This is a genomic window from Lactobacillus sp. UMNPBX1, from assembly GCF_002554085.1.
Taxonomy (GTDB): Bacteria; Bacillota; Bacilli; order Lactobacillales; family Lactobacillaceae; genus Lactobacillus; species Lactobacillus crispatus.
In genome coordinates this window covers 1-1,092 of sequence record NZ_PCZI01000052.1, presented here as the reverse complement: position 1 = coordinate 1,092, position 1,092 = coordinate 1, and the positions used below count along the sequence as shown (strand labels likewise).

The window sequence follows — 1,092 nt, the reverse complement described above, 5'->3', positions numbered from 1 at the left end:
ACGCCGAAAGTAGTTGGTGGGCAACTGCCTGCGAGGAAAGGAAGCTGCCGTGCTCTTTTTTAATATTCCGGCTTAGCTCAGTTGGTAGAGCGCTTGACTGTTAATCAAGATGTCGTCAGTTCGAGTCTGACAGCCGGAGTAAAGGGAAGAAGGAAGCGGAAGGCTTCCTTTTTTTGTGCTTTTTGGGTATGTTAAAAGGTTAATTAGGCTAAGTAAGCTAAGTAAGCATGACTTGAGGGTCAAATTTAATATAATCATTAATAGAAGACATAGTAAAACTCCTAACAAGCTTAATTGAATTGATTACGGAGGCTATGCTCTCTTTTTAAGTGCATAAAAATCTTATAGATAGATTATTATAAATATTCAACGACAGTAAAATTAGGTAAGCAATCTATATCTAGGAATCTGTTGGGGTTCTGATTGTAGTAGGCTAATTATACAAAAATGAGTTAACAAAATTCTGATCAGAATTAGTACGGTTGAGATTGAAAAAATAACTGGTAATTATTACTGTATCTCCTTGTAATTAGGTAGCAATGCTATTTTTTACTTCTAAAATATAATTAAACCGCTCAGACAATTCGTATTGACCTGAATTTAGATAAACAGCTATAACAAAACTATGTGTGCAAAGCAGATGACAGGGACTTTTAATTGATCTCGTATGTTGGAGCGCGCTGTGTTGACTATTTGTTCTAAGTGAACAGATGACAAGCATGCCTCTATCTAAGTACCAAGATCTAGGAAATTCATTCTGAAGTGGTTAATATGTGTCAATATGTCGCACAAAGGTAACTATGAATTACAGCAACATAAGAGAAATTTGAAAAATAGTTTTTAAATTGTGGCTTGTTATTAGTGAAAATGATAAATTAAATATTATTTTGGCAGAAAATACAGCTTAATAACAAAAAATAAAAATATTTTTTGCTTACCTTTAAAAATATAGTTCGAGATTTATAAAGTTTTTAACGAGTTAAGGTGAGACCGTAAAATAGTTTGTGTAAGGATGAATGATTCCTTAAATTTATTTCTTTAAACATTAGAAAAAGGAGTTCCTTTCTCGTATGATTGGTTTGAACAAAAAAA

The 1,092-nt window shown here is 32.5% G+C and carries 1 tRNA gene; it reads left to right on the top strand.

Annotated features, from left to right (window positions below):
- Window positions 1–66: 66 nt before the first annotated feature.
- A tRNA-Asn gene (locus tag CP352_RS10725) sits at window positions 67–139 on the top strand.
- Window positions 140–1,092 lie beyond the last annotated feature (953 nt).